The organism is Streptococcus troglodytae, assembly GCF_002355215.1.
GTDB classification, from domain to species: Bacteria; Bacillota; Bacilli; order Lactobacillales; family Streptococcaceae; genus Streptococcus; species Streptococcus troglodytae.
Map to the genome: position 1 here is coordinate 292,079 of NZ_AP014612.1, position 15,610 is coordinate 307,688.

At 36.4% G+C, this 15,610-nt stretch carries 15 protein-coding genes and 5 pseudogenes; 10 read left to right on the forward strand and 10 right to left on the reverse strand.

Annotated features, from left to right (window positions below):
- Positions 1-84: 84 nt before the first annotated feature.
- Together lepB and rnhC are read right to left on the reverse strand one after the other, a co-directional pair.
- Positions 85-671, reverse strand: a pseudogene (lepB, locus tag SRT_RS01515) (signal peptidase I).
- Positions 668-1,591, reverse strand: coding sequence for a ribonuclease HIII (gene rnhC, locus SRT_RS01520; protein WP_128832806.1), 924 nt, complete (start codon positions 1,589-1,591; stop codon positions 668-670). The pseudogene lepB and the gene rnhC overlap by 4 nt, the downstream one beginning before the upstream one ends.
- A 193-nt stretch (positions 1,592-1,784) precedes the next feature.
- On the opposite strand from rnhC, the gene SRT_RS01525 reads away from it, so the two are divergent.
- The 5 genes from SRT_RS01525 (at position 1,785) to SRT_RS01545 (ending at position 6,571) form a co-directional block, all read left to right on the forward strand.
- Positions 1,785-2,090, forward strand: a complete 306-nt coding sequence (locus SRT_RS01525; protein WP_002263360.1) for a hypothetical protein — start codon at positions 1,785-1,787, stop codon at positions 2,088-2,090.
- The gene (locus tag SRT_RS01530; protein ID WP_128832807.1) at positions 2,087-2,632 is read left to right on the forward strand and encodes a CvpA family protein; all 546 of its coding nucleotides are present in this window, start codon (positions 2,087-2,089) and stop codon (positions 2,630-2,632) included. Before SRT_RS01525 ends, SRT_RS01530 begins: the two co-directional genes overlap by 4 nt.
- Before the next feature lie 70 nt (positions 2,633-2,702).
- A complete protein-coding gene (locus SRT_RS01535) occupies positions 2,703-5,033 on the forward strand; it encodes an endonuclease MutS2 (protein WP_128832808.1) in 2,331 nt (776 codons plus the stop codon).
- A gap of 74 nt (positions 5,034-5,107) precedes the next feature.
- Entirely contained in the window at positions 5,108-5,422 is a 315-nt protein-coding gene (gene trxA, locus SRT_RS01540; protein WP_002263363.1) for a thioredoxin, read from the forward strand.
- Positions 5,423-5,521: 99 nt separating this feature from the next.
- Positions 5,522-6,571 (forward strand): zinc-dependent alcohol dehydrogenase family protein, encoded by a 1,050-nt coding sequence (locus SRT_RS01545; RefSeq protein ID WP_128832809.1) that lies wholly within the window; start codon positions 5,522-5,524, stop codon positions 6,569-6,571.
- A gap of 187 nt (positions 6,572-6,758) precedes the next feature.
- Here the strand turns inward: SRT_RS01545 and mutY are convergent, their stop codons facing one another.
- Together mutY and SRT_RS10350 are read right to left on the reverse strand one after the other, a co-directional pair.
- Positions 6,759-7,904, reverse strand: a complete 1,146-nt coding sequence (gene mutY / locus SRT_RS01550) for an A/G-specific adenine glycosylase (protein WP_128832810.1) — start codon at positions 7,902-7,904, stop codon at positions 6,759-6,761.
- A gap of 948 nt (positions 7,905-8,852) precedes the next feature.
- Positions 8,853-9,073 (reverse strand): annotated as a pseudogene (locus tag SRT_RS10350) (hypothetical protein).
- A gap of 321 nt (positions 9,074-9,394) precedes the next feature.
- Between SRT_RS10350 and SRT_RS01555 the strand changes: the two are divergent.
- From SRT_RS01555 to rpsR, 4 genes and pseudogenes are all read left to right on the forward strand, one after another.
- Positions 9,395-9,639: pseudogene (locus SRT_RS01555) on the forward strand (hypothetical protein).
- A gap of 155 nt (positions 9,640-9,794) precedes the next feature.
- Complete coding sequence (gene rpsF / locus SRT_RS01560; protein ID WP_128832811.1) at positions 9,795-10,085, forward strand: 30S ribosomal protein S6; 291 nt, start codon at positions 9,795-9,797, stop codon at positions 10,083-10,085.
- A gap of 17 nt (positions 10,086-10,102) precedes the next feature.
- Positions 10,103-10,597 carry a single-stranded DNA-binding protein gene (locus tag SRT_RS01565; RefSeq protein WP_128832812.1) on the forward strand — a complete coding sequence of 165 codons (495 nt, stop codon included), beginning with the start codon at positions 10,103-10,105 and terminating at the stop codon, positions 10,595-10,597.
- A gap of 28 nt (positions 10,598-10,625) precedes the next feature.
- On the forward strand, positions 10,626-10,865 hold the full coding sequence (rpsR, locus tag SRT_RS01570) for a 30S ribosomal protein S18 (protein WP_000068664.1): 240 nt from the start codon (positions 10,626-10,628) through the stop codon (positions 10,863-10,865).
- A 46-nt stretch (positions 10,866-10,911) separates the two neighbouring features.
- Here rpsR and SRT_RS11325 read toward each other — a convergent pair.
- Positions 10,912-10,992 (reverse strand): annotated as a pseudogene (locus SRT_RS11325) (IS3 family transposase); the annotation flags it as partial.
- Between the two features lie 78 nt (positions 10,993-11,070).
- On the opposite strand from SRT_RS11325, the gene SRT_RS01580 reads away from it, so the two are divergent.
- On the forward strand, positions 11,071-11,787 hold the full coding sequence (locus tag SRT_RS01580) for a TraX family protein (RefSeq protein ID WP_128832813.1): 717 nt from the start codon (positions 11,071-11,073) through the stop codon (positions 11,785-11,787).
- Between the two features lie 7 nt (positions 11,788-11,794).
- On the opposite strand, the gene hdrM is transcribed toward SRT_RS01580, so the two are convergent.
- From hdrM to SRT_RS01605, 5 genes and pseudogenes are all read right to left on the reverse strand, one after another.
- A complete protein-coding gene (gene hdrM, locus SRT_RS01585) occupies positions 11,795-12,454 on the reverse strand; it encodes a hdrR negative regulator HdrM (protein WP_128832814.1) in 660 nt (219 codons plus the stop codon).
- A gap of 22 nt (positions 12,455-12,476) precedes the next feature.
- Complete coding sequence (hdrR, locus tag SRT_RS01590; RefSeq protein WP_161940062.1) at positions 12,477-12,833, reverse strand: LytTR family transcriptional regulator HdrR; 357 nt, start codon at positions 12,831-12,833, stop codon at positions 12,477-12,479.
- Between the two features lie 140 nt (positions 12,834-12,973).
- On the reverse strand, positions 12,974-13,636 hold the full coding sequence (locus SRT_RS01595) for a DUF1129 domain-containing protein (RefSeq protein ID WP_128832816.1): 663 nt from the start codon (positions 13,634-13,636) through the stop codon (positions 12,974-12,976).
- A 538-nt stretch (positions 13,637-14,174) separates the two neighbouring features.
- On the reverse strand, positions 14,175-15,119 hold the full coding sequence (locus tag SRT_RS01600) for a magnesium transporter CorA family protein (RefSeq protein WP_128832817.1): 945 nt from the start codon (positions 15,117-15,119) through the stop codon (positions 14,175-14,177).
- A gap of 222 nt (positions 15,120-15,341) precedes the next feature.
- Positions 15,342-15,598 (reverse strand): annotated as a pseudogene (locus SRT_RS01605) (hypothetical protein).
- Between the last annotated feature and the right edge of the window lie 12 nt (positions 15,599-15,610).

The window sequence follows — 15,610 nt, forward strand, 5'->3', positions numbered from 1 at the left end:
ATATTTCCTTATTAAAAATCGGAAGCGGAACAAGTTCAAAAGATTTCTGATCTATATTCCACTCCCGTTAGAGATAAAAGCTTTTTATTTATTTGAAATGAAACGAATAGCGTTTAAAGGCCAAAAGCGGAATTTAACTTCACCGACAATCTTGTTTTAGCAAAAGTTCCAACATGGCGGCTGTCTTTAGAGACAATGCGATCATCACCTAAAAGCAGGTAACGTCCTTTTGGCACTTTAATTGTAAAGCTAGCCTTTCCTTGTTCATCTGTTGTGAAAGCTGTTGATTGTGAAGCTAATTCTTGGAAATACTGATTGTAGGCATAAGTCTTTTGGAGTTTGTCCTTGGCAAATTTATCTTTGTATTGCTTGAGGTAAGTTTCATTGACTTTTTTTCCATTAATAGAAAGCATATCATTTTCATAAGTAATGGTATCACCGGGCATACCAATCACACGCTTGACGATATTTTTATTTCCTTCAGTGGCAACAACAATATCAAAATGTTTGATAGATGATGTTTTAACAACGATAAGATGCTCACCATTGGCTAAGGTAGGATCCATTGAATGTCCATCTACTTGGACAGGAAACCAGATAAAGAGACGCGGGAGTAGCAATGCGAAAATGATGACCAAGAAAAGGCCCCATTCTTTTAAAAATCTTTTCATAATATCTTCCTATTCTTTTTTAATAATTGATAAGCTTTTTTTGTGTTTTTAAAGTGTAATTTGGCAGTTGTTTCTAGACCTAATTTACCATAAGTTTTTAAAATTTGGCTGGCAATTTTATCAGATTGCTGCCCAGCACCACTAGGTAAGTTGAATCCAACTTTTTGGCTTAACTCATCTAGGTTATCTAAGAAAAGTTTACGAGCAATAATAGAGCTAACAGCCACTGCTAAATACTTTCCTTCTGCCTTTTCTTCAAGGGTCAGTGGGTTTAAGAAACGATTGTTTTCGTTCTTAAGGTATTTTTGGTAATTTTTGGGACTGGTAAAGGCATCAATAACGATTTTATCAGGCTGACATCCTTCTTGGAGCAAAAGAAAAATAGCTTGATTATGCAAAGCGACTTTAACAGAAACAGCATTGTGTAATTTATTATCACCAACAACCTCATTATATTTTTGAGGGGACAATAAAAGTGCTTTATGTGGCAGCTTGGCTTCTAATAAAGGAGCGATCTGTTTAATTTTAACATCTGTTAAGTTTTTGGAGTCATCAACACCTAATTCCCTTAGAAAGGCATGGTCAGCTTGCTTTACAAAGCTGGCAACAACAGCCAAACCACCAAAGTAAGAACCATTACCAACTTCATCAGAACCAATCAAAGGACAATCTTGCTCATTTTTTATATTGTCTTGATTGGAATTATGAACAGCTGGCTTGTAACCAAGTTCTTGAGCGACTGCTGAGGCATTTTTACCTTGAAAAACGACCTTTCTAGAAGCATAAATTAAAATCGTTACTTGCTTAAACTTAGCTGCAAAGCGAACATAAGCATTGGTGCTTTGAATGCGATGTTCTTTTAATGTTTGAATTAAATATTGAACAGTCTTTTCATCAAGTTGCAAAACAAGAGTATTCATAAAATACATTTTAGCATAAAATGGCCTATCTTTGGAAAAATCTGATGTTATATTTATGATTAAATTATCTTTTAAAATTTTTTTAAAAATTTTAAAAGATAATTCCTTATTTTATAGGCTTTTAACCATTAATCTCAAAATCTCTAATTTACGAAAAACTCATTTTACGCTATAATAAATTTGAGGTGGAACTATGACAAGCAAAAATCGTTACAAATTCACATTTGGGGAAAAAGCACTCACTTTAACAACAGATAAAGATAATCTATTTATGGAAGAAATTGAACGTGTTGCTAAAGAAAAATATGATGCTATCAAAGAGAAATTGCCTCAGGCAGACAATGAAACAATAGCTATTTTGATGGCCATTAATGCTTTATCAACTCAGTTAAGCCGAGAAATTGACTTTGATAAAAAGGAAGAAGAATTAGAAAAATTCAGGACAAAAGAATTATCTATTCTTAAAGATCGTGCTCAACGAAGCGGAGCTAAAAAATGATTTCGCTGCTAATTCTTCTGCTTTTAGCTTGGAATTTTTACATTGGCTATCATCGGGGTATTATTTTACAGACTTATTATTTTACAGCAAGTCTGATTTCCTTGGGAATCGCAATCGTTTACTATAAAAGGCTGGCAAATGTGCTAACTCTTTGGATACCATATTCCAATGCTAATGAGAATGCTTCTGTAGCCTTTTTTAAAACAGTAAATTTATTTGAATTGGATCAGGTATTCTATGCGGGTCTGGCTTTTTTAACTATTTACGTATTGGTTTATTTTGTTTTTCGCTTATTGGGGATTTTTGTTCATCTTGTGAAAACAGACCGTTTTAATAAGGAAACTCTCAATTATTTTAGTGGTGCAATGGCAGTATTAGTGAGTATGCTGACTGTTAGTCTTTTTTTGAATGTTTTGGCGGCCATTCCTATGTCGAGTATTCAAAATATCTTATCTGAAAGTTTAATGATTCGTTTACTGATTGACTTCCCTTTGTTTTCTTGGTTTATCAATTGTTTTTGGGTAACAGCAATAGTGAAGTGAGGTTTGGCCTCGCTTTTTTTGGTTGTTTTTAGAAGCCTAGCTTTCTTTGCCATTATGTTATAATAGTCCCATGAATACAAAGATTTTAAAAGCTTTAGAATTTGATAAGGTTAAAATGCAATTTGCTCATTTCTTGCAGAGTGAGCAAGGGAAAATGGAATTAAACGATCTACTACCTATGACCAATCAAGAAAAAATTGAGCGTTCTTTTGCTGAAATTGCAGATGTGGCACAGATTTTTCAGGAATATGCTTCCTTTGGTTTTGGGCACAGTCAGGATATTTCAGAAAGCTTACGTCGTTTAGAATTAGGAGCGGATCTCAACATTCAAGAGCTTCTGGCTGTCAAACGTATTTTGCAGATGTCAGCAGAGCTCAAGGATTTTTATGACAATTTAGAAAATGTTGATTTGCAAACCTTGGATTATTTATTTGAAAAGGTTGAAACATTTCCTGATTTGCAAGGGAGTTTACAAGCCATCAATGATGGGGGCTTTATTGAAGATTTTGCTAGTCCTGAATTAATTAAAATTCGTCATCATATTCACCAAAATGAACAACAAATTCGTCAAATTCTTCAAGAAATGTTGAAGAAACAAGGTGATTTATTGGCTGAAAACCTTATTGCCAGTCGTAGTGGTCGCAGTGTTCTTCCTGTGAAAAATACTTATCGTCATCGTATTGCAGGTGTTGTTCATGATATTTCAGCTTCAGGGAATACGGTTTACATTGAACCTCGAGCTGTTGTTAATTTAAATGAAGAGATGACTCAGGCGCGTGCAGACGAACGCCATGAAATGACTCGCATTTTACATGATTTATCCGATAGACTAAGATCACAAACAAAGATTATTGGTAATAATGCTTGGTTACTTGGACATATTGATTTTGTTCGTGGGAAATACCTTTATATGAGAGAAAATCAAGCCAGTCTTCCTAGTTTAACAACGGATCAAACTATCCGTCTTTTAAGTGTACGTCATCCTCTGCTAAGCAATCCAATTGCCAATGATTTACATTTTGAACATGATACAACAGCCATTTTAATTACAGGTCCTAATACGGGCGGTAAAACCATCATGTTAAAAACATTGGGAATAACACAACTGATGGCCCAGTCAGGTCTTCCTATTTTGGCTGATGAGGGAAGTAAGGTTGCTGTTTTTAAAGACATCTTTGCAGACATTGGTGATGAACAATCCATTGAGCAAAGTTTATCCACTTTTTCAAGTCATATGACACATATTGTCGAAATTCTGCAAAGGGCCAATAAAGACAGCTTAGTCCTTTTTGATGAACTTGGTGCTGGTACAGATCCACAAGAAGGGGCAGCCTTGGCCATGAGTATTCTGGAACATTTACGCTTATCAGATATTAAAACGATGATAACCACCCATTATCCAGAGCTCAAGGCCTATGGTATCGAAACAGAATTTGTTGAAAATGCTAGTATGGAATTTGATATGGTGACGCTCAGTCCCACCTATCATTTTATGCAAGGAGTACCGGGGCGATCCAATGCTTTTGAGATTGCACGTCGTTTAGGCTTGTCTGAAATTATTGTTGCAGAAGCGGAAAATTTAACGAATACGGATTCAGATGTTAATAAAATTATTGAACGTTTGGAAAATCAAGCTATTGAAAGTCGTAGACGTTTGGATAATATTCGTGAAGTGGAGCAGGAAAATCTCAAATTTAATCGAGCCGTCAAAAAACTTTATAATGAATTCTCACATGCACAAGACAAAGAGTTGCGTAAGGCCCAACTAAAGGCTCAAGAGATTGTTGACAAGGCTCTTGCAGAAAGTGATTTTATTCTCAAAAATCTTCAAGATAAGGCCCAACTTAAGCCCCATGAAGTTATTGAAGCTAAAGGCAAGCTCAAGAAGCTGGCTCCCGAGATAGATCTTTCGAAAAATAAAGTTCTCAAAAAAGCTAAGAAAAAACGTGCTGCGAAAGTTGGAGATGATATTATTGTCAGCAGTTATGGGCAAAAAGGAACGCTTACTAAGCGCTTCAAAGATGGTCGTTGGGAAGCACAAGTAGGGCTGATCAAAATGACTTTACAAGAGTCAGAGTTTGATTTAGTGAAATCAGATAAAGCCCAAGCATCGCAGAAAAAACAAGCTCACCTTGTCACAAGGACTTCTCAAAAGGCTCCTAGTGCTAGACTTGATTTACGTGGCAAGCGTTATGAAGAAGCAATGCAAGAATTAGATGAATTCATTGATCAGGCCCTCTTGAACAATATGGCTCAGGTTGACATTATTCATGGTATCGGAACTGGTGTTATCCGTGATGGCGTAACTAAATATCTTCGTCGTAATAAGCAAGTGAAAGAGTTTGGCTATGCCCCTCAAAATGCAGGTGGTTCTGGCGCTACAATCGTGACTTTCAAATAGCGTAGCAAATATTAGGCAAATATAAGCTTTTAGTGTAGAATAAGCTTATCAAAATGATGAAGGAGAAATAATATATGACAAAAGTAGTTACAGATGCAACCTTTGAAGCTGAAACAGCTAAGGGACTTGTACTTGTTGATTTTTGGGCAACATGGTGTGGTCCATGTCTTATGCAGGCGCCAATTTTGGAACAGCTTTCAGAAGAATTAGATGAAGATGAACTCAAAATTGTTAAGCTTGATGTGGATGAAAATCCTAATACAGCACAAAATTTTGGCATCATGTCTATCCCAACCCTGCTTTTTAAAAAGGATGGCGAAGTTGTCAAACAAGTTGCAGGTGTTCACACGAAAGATCAAATTAAGGCTATTGTAGCTGAACTTGCATAGTATAAGCAGGCTTCAATGCCTGCTTTTTTGATAAAAGCTTGACTTTTAGAGTCCACTCCAAATGTTATAATGAAGCAAATTTCAAAAAGGAGAAAATAAATGAAAACAGCAGTGTTTGTAAAAGCTGGCCAAATGGCCATTGAAACTATTGAGAAGCCAAGTGTTATTGAAGTTGATGATGCGATCATTCGTGTCGTTCGTGCTTGTGTCTGTGGTTCTGACCTGTGGTCTTATCGTGGAGACGATGACAAAGCCACGCATTCAGCCAACTCAGGTCACGAAATTATCGGAATCGTTGAAGAAGTTGGCTCTGCCATTAATACAGTGAAAAAGGGAGACTTTGTTATTGCACCATTTACGCATGGTTGCGGTCATTGTGCAGCCTGTCGTGCTGGTTTTGAAGGAGGCTGTCAAGGACACGATCGGTCAACAAACTTTTCAAGTGGTTATCAAGCTGAATATGTTCGTTATGCTCATGCTGATTGGTCTTTAGTAAAAATTCCGGGTCAACCTAGCGATTATTCAGAAGGCATGATTGCTTCGCTTTTAGCTTTGGCGGATGTTATGCCAACAGGCTATCATGCAGCACGCGTGGCCAATGTTCAAAAGGGCGATACGGTTGCGGTTGTTGGCGATGGAGCGGTTGGACTCTGTGCTGTTATCGCAGCTAAAATGCTTGGAGCTAAACGTATCATTATCATGAGTCGCCACAAGGATCGTCAGGAATTGGCGTTGGAATTTGGTGCTACTGATATTGTAGAAGAGCGCGGCGAAGAAGGTGTAGCTAAAGTTCTTGAACTAACAAATGGCGATGGTGTTGATGCCGCTCTTGAATGTGTCGGAACTCAGCTGTCTACTGAAACAGCGTTAGCTATTGCCCGTCCAGGTGCAGCTACCGGTCGCGTGGGCGTTCCACATACTAAAGATATTAATCTTTCCGATTACTTCTTCCAAAATGCTATTATTGCAGGTGGGCCAGCATCAGTAACAACTTATGACAAATCGGTTCTTCTCAAGGCTGTTCTTGATGGTGAGATTAATCCAGGAAAGGTCTTCACTCAATCTTACAGCTTAGATGATATTGATCAAGCCTATAAGGATATGCAGGAGCGCAAGACCATTAAGTCTATGGTTGTCGTTAGCAAATGATTTTGTTTCAATAACATTATCGTTATAATTTGCTTGGTGTTAAATATTTTTTATAAATCTCTTAAAAAGCCACTGAAAAACAAAATCAGTGGCCTTTGTGCTTATAATAATTGATTTCAGTTTATCCGTTTGTGAGGTTATAAATGGACAAATTCTGAGTATTATGGTTTTTCAAGTAGGTCAACTATTATTTATTTTTGAGATATTCAGCCAACATTTTTTTCTGAGGTGTGGCAAAAGGATAATTGGCAAAATCTTCCATAGCAACCCAGCGAACTTCTTTGTCGCTTGTCAACTCAGCCGTTTCCACAAAACCTTCCTTAAGTTGAATAGTCCATTTTTGATGACTGAATGTATGTTTAACTGGTGTGAAAGCTAGGTCAGACCAAGTGGGCTTGAGTTTATAATCTTGCTCAAATGTAGCCTTTTGTGACAAGGTTTCTAGAACAACATCATGATTGTCAAATAAGTCCAGTTGCTGTCCAATAAAGTCTGTTTCCATAATGGGAAAGGACCAGAAGCCACCTAACAGTCGTCCCTGCGTATTTTTTTCCAGTAAAAATTCATCCTTGGCATTTCGTACGACAAAGGCTTGAATTTGTATGGGTTTAGGTTTTTTCTTAGGCTTCTTGATTGGATATTTGTCATAGGTTCCATGTAAATAGGCTGCATTGAAGGAATGAATAGGGCTTTCTGCAGGTCTAGGATTTTTCGCCGATTCGATGTCTGTTCCCAAATCCATTAGAGCCTGATTGAAGTCTCCGGGATGTTCAGGATCAATCAAAATTTTCATGATGGCTTGAAAAATTTTACGATTTTTAGCCTCTCCAATATCATAATTCACTTCAAATAAACGTGCTATAACACGCATAACATTACCATCAACAGCTGGTTGAGGCAAATCGAAGGCTATGCTGGCAATAGCCCCCGCTGTGTAGGGACCAATGCCCTTTAATTGAGCAATTGTTTCGTAGGTAGAAGGAAATTTGCCATCAAAATCAGTCATAATTTGCTTGGCCGCCTTTTGCATATGACGAACACGAGAATAATAGCCCAAACCTTCCCAAGCCTTCAGTAACTTCTCTTCAGGAGCGTCAGCTAATTTTTCAATGGTAGGAAACCAGTCTAAAAATCGCTCATAGTAGGGGATGACAGTTTGTACTTGTGTTTGTTGAAGCATAATTTCAGATACCCATATGCAGTAGGGGTTTTTAGTGCGGCGCCAAGGTAAGTCACGTTTTTCCTGATTATACCAAGTTAGCAAAGTTTTTCTAAAGGAAATAATTTTATCCTGATTCCACATTTCAATGCCATAGTCACTTAGATTTAACATAAATCTATTGTATCAAATGCCTTTTTATTTTCCAAAAAAGTTGTATTTTTTAAAGTTTTATGCTTGACAAATGTAAGCGGTTACGATAAAATAAATTTAGAAAAAAGATAAGAAATCTACTAAAGGAGGAATTCTATGGTAAGATTAAATATCGCGCGGTATAAAAACGGAGACTAAAGGTCTCTAGCAATGTCAGTTTTGTTGATTACAAGGAGGTGGCGCTTATGTTAATGATTGATGTAGGTCGCTATAAAAATGGTGACAAAGAATAGACAGTAGGTAGTAACTTTACAATAATTGAGAATAAAATGGAGAAGCATTCAATTAAATATAAGCTAAATGAGGAATGTGGAGAACAAGAAACCAGAGACAAATGTATTTGTAGAAAGTATTGGATGGTCTTGTTCAACTCCCTCAAAAAAACTCGCGAGTAAGGACAATGCTTCAACGATATTAAGATAGAGTTATAGTCAAGGTCTAGGTAGATATATTTAGGTCAGAGAGCTCAAAGACCTGATAATTCTTAAGAATAAGAAGAATATTAAAGGAGGTCTACCGATTTTAAAAATAATTCGAAAAAGCTATAAAAATAGTGAATAACTCCTTAAAAAATCAAAAAGTGCAAAGGAGAAGTCCAATGACACTTTAATTGTAAAAACAGAAGGAACCCGGGCGATGAGCGTGTAAATCGCCCGGGGTTTGCTGTGTTGGCGGAAATATAATTTCTAATTATTTGATTTTAAAATAGACAATAGCGTAAACTGCTATTAATAGGCATTCTAAAAGACCGAGACCGGCGCAAATATAGCGCACAGTTTTGCTGGGAGTTGTTGTACCAATCCTAGCTAAAGTTGAAAAACCAGCTGATGCAATAAGCATCACTATGATTGAAAGATAAAGTTTTTTCATCACATAGCATACCCTTGTGCCCAGCCTTCTAAAGCCCCTTTAAATCCGCCTATTACAGCGCCAGTCATGGCCCCGCCGAGCGTCGTGACCTCACCAACTACAGGAATTTCTAAACCTACACCAGCACATCCGTAAGCGAAAGCTTCGCTAGCCGCATATGCGGCTCCGTACAATAAACCTAGACCTACTCCAGAACCATCTACTTGTGAAAGATGTTCTGCTCCCAATGTTTCAAATTCTTCAAATGCCAGTGAATTCATAAAATCCTCCTTGTAATTATTATTTATAATGGGAATATTCTAACACTTAAACTTTTTTTGATCAATTCCAAAGAGAAAAAAGTAATTCAATTGATAGGAAGAACATAATTTTCTGATAGTTTTTATTTTTTTGTTAACTGAATATAAAAAAACTTACTGATTGAAAGTCAATGTATTCATACAAGGCTTTTCTTTTAGCATTTTTATTCTAAGAATTTCTCAAGCTTTGAAGGTGGTTTTAGCTGTTATAAAATAAAAAGTCATTGACAGGTTTATATAGGGGTGATAAAATAGGACAAATTTTAGAAAGGATTAATAAAAATGAATCAGAAATCTAAAAAATCGTTGACTCCACTTGTACTTGGTATTTTTCTCTTCCCTTTGCTATTTTTCCAGCGATTGTTGGTTTAATTCTCGGCATCGCTGGACTTATACTTGCTATCAACAAAAATAAAGAAGAGGAATTTAATTATAGAATTGAAATTATTTTGAACAGTCTTGGTATTATTATCGCAGCTATTAATATGGTTATTGGGTTTATTCAAGGTTTCAACAATGGAATGTGACAAATAAAAGAATTCTAAATTCTGAACATTAATTTGTAGATAGCCATTTTTTCTTGCATTATGGGCTATAATCCTGTATAATAATATTTCGTGAGTATCCCTCACTTACCCCTTGCTAGGACTTGGGGTCATTAGACCAAAAGGAGGAAAATTCAATGGCTAAATACGAAATTCTTTATATCATTCGTCCAAACATTGAAGAAGAAGCGAAAAACGCTTTGGTAGCACGTTTTGATGCTGTTTTGACTGACAATGGTGCAACTATTGTTGAATCAAAAGATTGGGAAAAACGTCGTCTAGCATATGAAATCCAAGATTTCCGTGAAGGACTTTACCATGTCATTAATGTTGAAACTGAAGATGCCCATGCTCTTAACGAGTTTGATCGTCTATCAAAAATCAATAGTGACATTCTTCGTCATATGATCGTTAAACTTGACGCTTAAGAAGGTTGTGGTAGTTTATGATTAATAATGTAGTACTAGTTGGTCGCATGACTCGTGATGCTGAGCTCCGTTACACCCCAAGTAATCAAGCTGTGGCAACTTTTACACTTGCGGTTAACCGTAATTTTAAAAATCAAAATGGTGAACGTGAAGCTGATTTCATTAACATCGTGATTTGGCGTCAGCAAGCTGAAAATTTAGCTAACTGGGCTAAAAAAGGAACTCTTTTAGGCATTACTGGTCGAATTCAGACCCGCAATTATGAAAACCAACAAGGTCAGCGTGTTTATGTCACAGAAGTTGTTGCGGACAATTTCCAAATTTTGGAAAGTCGTGCTACACGTGAAGGTCACTCAAACAGTTATAATGCTGGTGGTAACAATAACTTTGGTGGAAATAACTTTTCTTCCCAAGGTTCTTCACAATCTCAAACGCCAAACTTTGCTAGAGATGAAAGTCCATTTGGCGATTCAAATCCTATGGATATTTCAGACGACGATCTTCCGTTCTAAGAAAATATAAAGAAGGAGAAAAAACAACATGGCTCAACAACGTCGTGGCGGATTCAAACGCCGTAAAAAAGTTGATTATATCGCAGCAAATAAAATTGAATATGTTGATTACAAAGATACTGAATTGCTTAGTCGTTTTGTTTCAGAACGTGGAAAGATTCTTCCACGCCGTGTGACAGGGACTTCGGCTAAGAATCAACGTAAGGTAACGACAGCAATCAAACGTGCTCGCGTAATGGCACTTATGCCTTTTGTAAATGAAGATTAATAAAAGGCCCCTAAAATAGTCTGCCTCAAAAAAGTTGGACAAGAAATTATTGAAAGGATTTCGTTCTGTATTGCACAGGACTGAATCCTTTTAGTTTTGTCTTGATTCGTTTTTTATTTACAAAATTGTAAGTTATAGTACAAAGACTGTAAGATTAGGGCTGTCATTTTTTAACTATACTAATAGTGAAAAGGAGGACAGACTAATGAACAGGTTCCAATTCAAATTATTTCTAGCTGCTTTTATGATGCTAGATCATATTGACTTTTTAGTTTCAGGAGAAGTGAGCATTTGGCTCCATATTCTGACACGCTTTGTAGCAGTTGGTTTCGCTTATTTAGCTGTTGAAGGTTTCTTTTATACTAAGGATATCAAAAAGTATCTCATGCGCTTGTATATAGCGGCAGGATTGATGTTTTTGGGAAATAATCTTATCAATTTTATGCTGCATAAACCTCAAGTAGCTGCTTATCATAATATCTTCTTGACCTTGGCCTTGGGAGTTACGATGCTTTGGCTTTATCAAACAATAGAACACAAGGTGACAAAGATTATTGTGATGGTTTTGGTTCTGTTGTTAGGATTCATCTTTACTGAAGGAGGAGATGTCGTTTTACCGTTTATGCTGATTACTTACTTGAACTTTTCCGATTCTTTACGTCGCAATTTATGGTATTTAGCTTTATCGGCACTACTATTCTTTACAATTGTAGGTATTCCAATGTCTTCTTCTCAAGGGAGTTTGGCAAATTTAATACTTTTGAATCCTGACTTTTGTTTCGTTACGATTATTCCTTTATTGTTCCTTTATAATGGTCAGCAGGGCCTTAAAAACAAATTCAGCCAATATTTCTTCTATGTTTTTTATCCAGCTCACCTTTGGATTTTAGCTATCATACATTATTTACTAATAAGGGCGTAAGACATCATTAATATTGAATGTTTAGAGATCCCATAGCCACTGTTCCAGTCAATGTAACATTAATAAAATCACCATTTGTGCTAGGAAAACCTGAAAATGAAACGGAAGCAAAGGGGGAGTGAGTTTTATTGATGATTTTCCAGTTGTTTGGAATGCGAAGATTAGTCTCACCAAAGCTAACATCTATATGAATCTCAGGAGAATCTGTCATAAATTGAGCTTGGGAGAGATCAACAGATTGTTCTCCAAACTTAGTATCAATAATAATTTTATTTAATTCTTGAGAAGTCACATAACTGGTATTTTCAGAAAAAAGTGTTTTTAAAAAGACATCTGTTTCGTTATCAATATAATTAGCATTTTGTTTCATATTAAAATAATGATTTCCTTTATAAGAATAAGAATAGTGTGGTTTGAGGAAGCTATTTAAAATAACGCCGATAATGATTATACCCGTAAAAAGTGGTCCTGTAGAATAGTCAAAATGAAAGATATCTTTCAAGTAGATACTAAGAAAGCCTAAGGCTAGAAAGAAAAAGAAGATACTCCTGTTACTCAAAGCTATTAACATAAAGAACAGGGTCAACATTAACATGTTGCTAAAGAAAATATGAAATTCCGGGATAAAAGCAATAATAATAAGGTAAAGTGCGAGAAGCCCAAGCAGACCGTACCAAAAATAATTTTTTTCATAATAAACTCCTTTTTTTCATAAGTAATTCTTTGTAGTATTTACGAGATACCCAAGTTGTTTTGGATGACTGTCTAAAACTAATTTTGGGGGTAGAGGAGAAAGACTTATTGATGGCAGAAATTTCAAGGCTATTGGCAATCTGACTCTTGCCAATTTGCTGAAAATAATCAGGTAAAATTTCCTTGAAATCGCGTAAAAGCAAATGGCTTTTGTAAACTTTATCATTGGTATGAACATAAGTTTTCCGATTGCTGATTTCAATAAAGAGAATATCTCTAATATTTAAAAAGAAAATTTCCTTTTCTAAAAAAACCTCTACTGACTGATGTTTAGGATTTAAGTGAATCTCCATAACACCGGGTGCCACTTTGTCATCAAAAATGTATCTCGTCTCCATGTATTTAACTATAGCATAAAAAGGTTAAAAAATGACCACTTTTCTATTAAGTGGTCATTTTTAATGTCTAAGAGGTAACCATTAGTGATAAATGTTTAATTTCTTTGTTGAGGAGCTAAAGCATTTTCAATATTATATTTTTTCTTAAGCAGATAACGAATACCAAAAGCAAGGGCGCAAATAACAAGCAAGACAAAGCCTGGGACCTTGGGATTGAGAAAAGTTGGTAAGAAGCCTGTTGCTGCATAAAGAAACATCCAGAAAATCATGAAGAAGGCTAAAATCCCAAATGATTTGATAAAACTAGGACGTTCACTTTTAGGCATTCCTGAGTAGCGATAGAAAAAGTGATAAGTTAAAAACATGATAGCACCACCACCAAAGCCAAGAAAGATAAGTGTCACAATTCCGTAGGTAGGTGCTTGTTTGCTAAAAAAATTTAACCCTCCTGTTATTAAGGTTACAACAGCAAGAAAGAAGAGTGAAGTATCTAGCCACATAAGCCAGGGATTTGTATTTTTAGGAGCAAAAGCTGTTGATTTGTTTTGTTCTGTTTCAATAAATTGAGCTGCCCAAGCAGTTGGTGCACCCAAAAAAGAACGTGCGGGGATTCCTTGTTTTTGCTTTTCGATAATTTCAGGTAAAGTCTTTGCGAGAATAGTTTGAATATCTTCATCGGACTTACCTGATTGGAGCAATTGATGTGTTACAATATTGATGAATTCTTGATTTTTTTTAGTAAGATTTTGTGCATCCATGAGTGTTTTCTCCTGTTTGTGAAATAGTATGATAAAAATAATTTAATGAATATACTTTATACTTGGGTATTTTGAGTAAATGGATGGGACATACCGCCTAATAGCGGATGCCGTAGAATGGCGAGATGCTTAAGCAACCGACAATATACAGGAAGTTACGATGCACAAGGGAGAGAATCGATGCTATTCTTTTCCTTGTGCAAGTAAGTGGGTTAGGCATGCCGCCTAATAGCGGATGCCGTAGAATGACGAGATGCTTAAGCAACCGACAATATACAGGAAGTTACGATGCACAAGGGAGAGAATCGATACTATTCTTTTCCTTGTGCAAGTAAGTGGGTTAGGCATGCCGCCTAATAGCGGATGCCGTAGAATGGCGAGATGCTTAAGCAACCGACAATATACAGGAAGTTACGATGCACAAGGGAGAGAATCGATGCTATTCTTTTCCTTGTGCAAGTAAGTGGGTTAGGCATGCCGCCTAATAGCGGATGCCGTAGAATGGCGAGATGCTTAAGCATCCGACATTCTAACCCAGTTAAAACCATTTCTTGCGAATGAAATAAATAACGACAATAGCACTCATTGCTGCTGCAATTAAAACAATATACCAGAAAGCATGCTCCAACCCATTTAGTGGTAACCAGTTATTTTGAAAATTCATACCATAAGCAGAGAAAATGACGGTTGGTATATCTAAAGCCATCGTCATCAGAGCTAAGGTTTTCATGATAGTATTTTGGTTGTTGGAAATAATTGAAGCAGAAGTTTCAGTCATAACATTAAGGACATTTTCATAGATACCTGCCATCTCAATGGCCTGCTGCGTCTCAATTAAAGTATCTTCCAGCAGATCTTCGTCTTCTACATATTTTTTGAGACTGGATGTATTGCTGGAAAGCTTTTTAACAATTCGCTCGTTAAGTTTGAGAGAGGCTCTCAGGTAAACAATGGATTTTTCCAACTCCATCATGTCAATTAACTGTTCATTGCGCGTTGCTTTTTCCAGCTGAGCTTCAATTTTATCGCTTTGACGATCAATGGAACGCAGGGCAGTTAGATAAAGTCCGGCATTACGATAGAGGAGTTGGAAAACGAAACGTGTCTTCATGAAAGTATAAAAATTACGGATACGATGGTTCCAGAAATTGTTAAAGAGAGTCAATGGTTCCAGACAAGTTGTGATGACGGCTGTTTCTGTGACAATAATCCCAAGAGGAATTGTAATATAGTAACTTCTGCTATTGCGTTCTTCTGGTGTGGGAACGTCAACAATGATGAGAGTATAATCATCTTCAACAGAAACACGTGAGGTTTCTTCAACATCAAGCGGTGCTCTTAAGTCTGTGATATCAATATTGAATCTTTCAGCGATCTGCAAAGACTCTTCCTGAGAGGGATTGACCAAATTAATCCAAGCACCTGGCTCGAATGTTTCGATTTCTTTAAATTCGGTTGCTGTTGAAAGAAACATTTGCTTCATGACAAGCCCTCCTTTTCATTAATTGATACATACTGTTCCATTATACTACAATTCTCAGTTTTTTGGGACAGGTAATAGTAGAAAAATTTGTTATAATAGGATGTAAACTGATTTTATGGACTTAATAAGTGCGAGAAAAGTTTAGATGATGTTCTAAATGCTCGAATAGAGAGGATTAGAGGGCTAAATACTGTGTAAAAAAGGTAGATTCCCTCGAGTCTCTTATAGGCTCATCCTTGATCTTCTTTTTACTTTGTACTTTACGCCCTTTGTATCATATGAAAAGATTAGAACACGGGACTAATTTTCTATGAAAAAAGATAAGCTTCCTCGTGTGCAAATACACGCATCAGTTTCCTGTTTTCTACGAAAAGTTTCGGCAAGCCGAATCGTCCCTTTGTATCATTAGAAAGGAATTGAACCCGCCTACACTCCTGTGGAAAAAGATAAAGTTGGTTAGAAACGTATTGTTTCGCCACCAACTTTCTATT

What these genes read in the sequence shown, in the direction of transcription:
- SRT_RS01595 (WP_128832816.1), bottom strand. Translation starts at nt 13,636, where the DNA reads ATGGATGCACAAAATCTTACTAAAAAAAATCAAGAATTCATCAATATT.
- rnhC (WP_128832806.1), bottom strand. Translation starts at nt 1,591, where the DNA reads ATGAATACTCTTGTTTTGCAACTTGATGAAAAGACTGTTCAATATTTA.
- SRT_RS01545 (WP_128832809.1), top strand. Translation starts at nt 5,522, where the DNA reads ATGAAAACAGCAGTGTTTGTAAAAGCTGGCCAAATGGCCATTGAAACT.
- hdrR (WP_161940062.1), bottom strand. Translation starts at nt 12,833, where the DNA reads ATGGAGATTCACTTAAATCCTAAACATCAGTCAGTAGAGGTTTTTTTA.
- SRT_RS01600 (WP_128832817.1), bottom strand. Translation starts at nt 15,119, where the DNA reads ATGAAGCAAATGTTTCTTTCAACAGCAACCGAATTTAAAGAAATCGAA.
- rpsF (WP_128832811.1), top strand. Translation starts at nt 9,795, where the DNA reads ATGGCTAAATACGAAATTCTTTATATCATTCGTCCAAACATTGAAGAA.
- SRT_RS01580 (WP_128832813.1), top strand. Translation starts at nt 11,071, where the DNA reads ATGAACAGGTTCCAATTCAAATTATTTCTAGCTGCTTTTATGATGCTA.
- trxA (WP_002263363.1), top strand. Translation starts at nt 5,108, where the DNA reads ATGACAAAAGTAGTTACAGATGCAACCTTTGAAGCTGAAACAGCTAAG.
- SRT_RS01530 (WP_128832807.1), top strand. Translation starts at nt 2,087, where the DNA reads ATGATTTCGCTGCTAATTCTTCTGCTTTTAGCTTGGAATTTTTACATT.
- SRT_RS01525 (WP_002263360.1), top strand. Translation starts at nt 1,785, where the DNA reads ATGACAAGCAAAAATCGTTACAAATTCACATTTGGGGAAAAAGCACTC.
- rpsR (WP_000068664.1), top strand. Translation starts at nt 10,626, where the DNA reads ATGGCTCAACAACGTCGTGGCGGATTCAAACGCCGTAAAAAAGTTGAT.
- SRT_RS01565 (WP_128832812.1), top strand. Translation starts at nt 10,103, where the DNA reads ATGATTAATAATGTAGTACTAGTTGGTCGCATGACTCGTGATGCTGAG.
- mutY (WP_128832810.1), bottom strand. Translation starts at nt 7,904, where the DNA reads ATGTTAAATCTAAGTGACTATGGCATTGAAATGTGGAATCAGGATAAA.
- SRT_RS01535 (WP_128832808.1), top strand. Translation starts at nt 2,703, where the DNA reads ATGAATACAAAGATTTTAAAAGCTTTAGAATTTGATAAGGTTAAAATG.